Annotated in this window: 2 protein-coding genes; both read right to left on the bottom strand. The window is 68.7% G+C overall.

The window, feature by feature from the left end; translation table 11 throughout:
• Positions 1-555: 555 nt before the first annotated feature.
• Positions 556-1,152 carry a LuxR C-terminal-related transcriptional regulator gene (locus G6553_RS20500; RefSeq protein ID WP_166196977.1) on the bottom strand — a complete coding sequence of 199 codons (597 nt, stop codon included), beginning with the start codon at positions 1,150-1,152 and terminating at the stop codon, positions 556-558.
• Positions 1,153-1,461: 309 nt separating this feature from the next.
• A complete protein-coding gene (locus G6553_RS20495) occupies positions 1,462-1,608 on the bottom strand; it encodes a hypothetical protein (protein WP_166196975.1) in 147 nt (48 codons plus the stop codon).
• Positions 1,609-4,440 lie beyond the last annotated feature (2,832 nt).

Raw genomic sequence — 4,440 nt, 5'->3', positions numbered from 1 at the left:
CCCGGCGACGCCTTGCGCCATCCCGTCCGCGGCGTCACGAATTGAACACGGCCACCCACGGCAAGTGGAGGAGGCGGGCCGCCCTCGCGCGATCCCATCAGGTACTGGTGCTCGTTCCGGCGCTAAGGCAGCCGGTCTACTCGACGGCGAGATCGAGGCGCGTGCTCACTCGAGCTCGCCGTTGAGAGGTGCTGCATCTGCGGACAACGCCGTACTGGCGGTGTCGGCAACGATCGCATGCCGCCAAGGGCGGTGGCCATCTCGAGAGCTCGCGGTGAGGAAGCAGACAGCGGCAGCCGCAGAGGTCCTGCCTCGCTGCTTCTCAGCCAGATTCGAACGGAAGAACGTGCGCTTGCCTGGACGACCCCGGTTGAGTCGCCGGCCGTCCCCGGGCGTAGGCGATGCGGGCCGGGGCGAGTGTCGGTGAGGGCGCGCCGCGGTGGAGGGGCTGGTGACGTTCGCGGTCGGCGGCGCGGAGCTGCTGTGGAGCATGATCACGACGTGGGTGCGGGAAGCGTGCTTGCCGATGTCGCCGCTACTGCCGCCTAGCGCCCGCTAGTTGGAGACCTCCGGTTCGACCTTCCCGATGTGCCGCTGTTGGGCGTAGACCCATGCCACTGCTTGGCTGCGTCGTACCACGCCGATCTTGCGGTAGGCCTGCCGGATGTAGACCTTGACGGTGTTGATGCCGATGAGCATGTCCGCGGCGATCTCGGCGTTGGACAGTCCCACGGCGACGAGGCGTAGCACCTGTTCCTCCTGCCCGCTTAGGCGGAAGGCGGGGTCGAACACGCTGTGGTTGTCGGCGACGAACGAAACGTCTTCCCGTGCGGCGCGCAGGATGGCGGCGCGGATCTCGCCGTTCGGTGCTCTTGAGGAGATGACTCCGCCGGTGGCGAAGGTGTGGGCGAGGGTCGGCGGTTCGCCGGGGCGTGGGTCGTCGAGGAGCACGAGGCGGACGAGTGCGTGAGCGGCGGTCAGTGCGTCGCGGTGGGTTGCGCAAGCGTGTCGGTCGAACACGACCAGGTTGAGGTCGGCGGGCCAGGGCGGTGCGTCGAGCTCGATGACGACGTGGTCGTGCAGGAGCGTGGCGAGTGCGGTGCGGATGATCTCGAACCCGCTCAGGACCCCGATGCGGGCGGGCTGGTCCATGTCAGGTCATTGCCCGATGCCAGGCGGCGGGAATACCACCCGAATGGGCGAGCCCTGAGGAGTGCGTTGATACGCGAACGGTCAGTGTGGTGCAGCACTCGCGCTGAGAGGCGAACGAGTTGGGCACGGGAGCCGCGTCGGTCGCCCGTACCTCGGGCCCGTCGGCCACGCCTGGGGGGAGCGGCCGCCGGGCGGGCGCCGGCCGGATCCCCGGAACGTTCGACGGCGTGACGACGACGCACGGCGGTGACGCGGCGGCCGCCTAGCCGGCAGCCGACGCCTGGACGGCGTCCCTGGGGAGCTCGGCCATCACGACAGCGTCCGCGGAGACACTGTGTCGATCCGAACCTTGCTCGCGCCCACGTCCAGGAGAGCGGTCGCGACCCCGGTGAGCACGGTGTCGACGAGCTCGTGAGGGATCTGGCGGCGCATGGTGGTGACGGGGACGACGGGCACGGCGATGGATCGTAGTCAGGACCGCTCACGGGCCGGAAGGCAGTCACTCGTCGAGGACGTGTCCCCAAGGGCGGGGACCTTGCTGGACGGCTCCACGTCGCTGCGGGCCTGCCGCCCCCGGGGCTCAGAGGTGGGTGTCGGGTCGGCACCGCGGCTGGTCAGTGCCTTGCTAGCCAGTTGCTCTCAGCACCATCTCGGCCGACAGCGCGCGCGGCAACTCGTCTGGGCAAGGTCGGCGGAGACCGTGGTGCCGGTCGTTGCTGCTGCCGCCTGACACGACCTACTGCGAGGCGTAGGCGCCACCTCATGTGAGCGATGCGCGGCGTGCCGGCGGCGCGTTTGTAGCCTGGAGCCAGGCGGCTACCGGGCGCACCTCGTGCGAGCACTGCTCGGAATCAGCTTCGGGGCCCCCTGGGTCACAGGGGCGGTGGCAGCTCGGCACCACGCAGCAGCCAGGGCTCACCGGGTCGCCGGGCTCACCACCCGCGCTAGCGCGGGACGCATGGCCGAGTGCGAGTACGGCGACGACTGCCCGCTGACGGCGGTCGCGCTCGTGCCTGTGGACCCGGTCGATCTGCTGGCCTGCTCGAAGCACATTGAGCAGGCGCTGGCGTGGGAGCCCGATCTGCAGGTGACGTGGCTCGACGACAGGGCCGGCGGAGCGGTCGCTTCTTGTCCTGGGCTTGAGACGGGCCGCCGCTCGACTCGGGGAGACGAGGAGCAGCGGCCCGCCAGCTCGAGGTGGGACAGGGGTCTCGGGTCCGCCGTCCCGACCTCGGCTACGTCATCTGAGTAGCCGCCGAGCAGAGAGTCATACGCCAAGCTTCTAACCACCTAACCACCTAACCACCTAACCACCTAACCACCTGAGCGCTCGGGCCCGGCGTCGTCCCCAGCTGGTGACGTTCGCGGTCGCCGGCGGGGAGCTGGCCGTTCGTGGAGGTGAAGTGGGTGCGGGAGGCGTGCCTGTTGCCAGTGGCGCCGCCGCTACCGCCCGACACCACGTGCTGAGTCGCCCTGAAGGATCGAACAATCCGGTCGGGCCATGGCTCCGAACGTCCTGTCAGTGTCTGATCGGAGGCCCGTGGGGGGAGTCACCGGTCGACGGCACTTGCGCGGACCTGGCGCACCTGCCGACCAGGTCCGCGCCTGACTTGGCTTGAGACGGGCCGCTGCTCAACTCGCGTGGGAGGAGTAACGACGCGCCAGCTCGAGGTGGAGCAGGGGTCTGGGGTCCCGACGTCCCGGTCTCGGCTGCGCCTTGAGGGTGATGCTGGCGTGCGCGGAGCACGTTGAGCAGGCGCTGGCGTGGGAGCCGGACCTGCAGGTCACATGGCTCGACAACGCGACGGTGCGCGGGCCGTCTCTGCACCAGCCCAGCCCTCGGCTACGCAGCCGGAATCCCCGGGTGGCGGGTACCTGGTACCTGCCGCCGCCCCGGGTCCCATGCAGATCCGGGGCGGCGGCGTCGGCCGTCACATACGACGTGGTGTCCGCGGGTAGGTCGAGGTCACCCCGGATGGGTGGCTGCGCCGACCGGCACGCGCTAAATCACGACGGGCGCGCTTGGTTCCTCTTTCTGAGGGACCAACGGGACGCGGACGGGCTGACATGGGTGGTCGCCGGTTCCGACGGCGTGCCGGGTGCAGTCCTTCCGGCAGAGTGACCGGATCTGCCGATTAGCGGATACGCCACGAGTCAGCGCGGCGGAATGCCACCTTCGACAGCCCGGGCGAGTTCCTGCGCACGGGAAGCTGCTATCCCTGAGTCGTCCAGGCGTTCGCGGTGAATGACCTTCCATCGAAGGTCCTCCTCTCGAAGGACAGCGACGGTCCAGCCTCGTCCCGTGAGGACGCGTACAGCGGAGGTAGCCCGCTGAATCGAGGATGCGAAGAAGACGACGAGGTCAAGCGGACCGAATCCGGTGTCGGGACCATCCCAGGGTCGCAGCAGCTCTCCACGCCGTCGTCGGCAAATGCGATATGCACGTCCGTCTGGTCCCGTGACCTGAAGGTCGCGGTCGCGGCAGTGATCGTCGTCCGCAGCGTTCACGGGGAGGAGTATCGGCCATTCGGCCGACACACTGTCCGAACTTGCCGCAATGAGGCTACTTCGGGCTGCATCTTCCCGCCGCCTACGGGCGCCCGGCGGCGCTTGGGGGGATGCTCGGATTGGAGGTCGTCGGACGCTCTGTGTCGGCCGGTAGCCCGCGCGCGATCAGGCGAAGAGCGTTGCGCACGGGCAACCACTCGGGGCTGGAGAGAGTGCCGTCGGCGCGACGGCGCTCGAGGTGTGCCATGAGCTTCCCTACTGCCTCGGGATCGTTTCGGATCACCCGGAGCGCCTGGTTAGGGGAGGGCGGCGACGCCCTCCGTCCGTCTTCGTCAGCGCTTCGGGGTCGCTGGCTTGAGGGAGGAGGCAGAGTATCGGAAGCACGCGAGTTGCCACGCTGTTGGTGTCGGGGGACCTCGAGCCCCACTTCCACGACCGCTTTGCGCGCACCGAGGCGCCGCAGGGCGGCGTCGTTCCGGCATCGGGTCGAGCACCAGACTGGGCGTCGGCCTTTGCCGCGGTAAGTGACGCTCGCGCCGCAGTTCGGGCAAATGCGGCCGTCCTGAGACTGCTGACCTTCGTTCGTCATCACAACTCCAGCCAACGGGGGACGCAGCCCCGTTTCGCACAATCGAAACCGTGAAGAACCGGAGATGGGCCCCTATGTTGGCAAGGCTTCGGAGGTAATCTTCTTGGCGGTGGGTGCGTGCTGATCGCTTCAGCGAAGAGCAGGATCGGGGCTGAAAGTTCTGTCACGCCGCTGGCCTTCAGGCCGTTAGT

This window comes from Nocardioides sp. IC4_145 (assembly GCF_011250565.1).
Lineage (GTDB): Bacteria > Actinomycetota > Actinomycetes > Propionibacteriales > Nocardioidaceae > Nocardioides.
The sequence above is the reverse complement of the archived record's forward strand: the minus strand, read 5'-3'. Positions and strand labels throughout refer to the sequence as shown.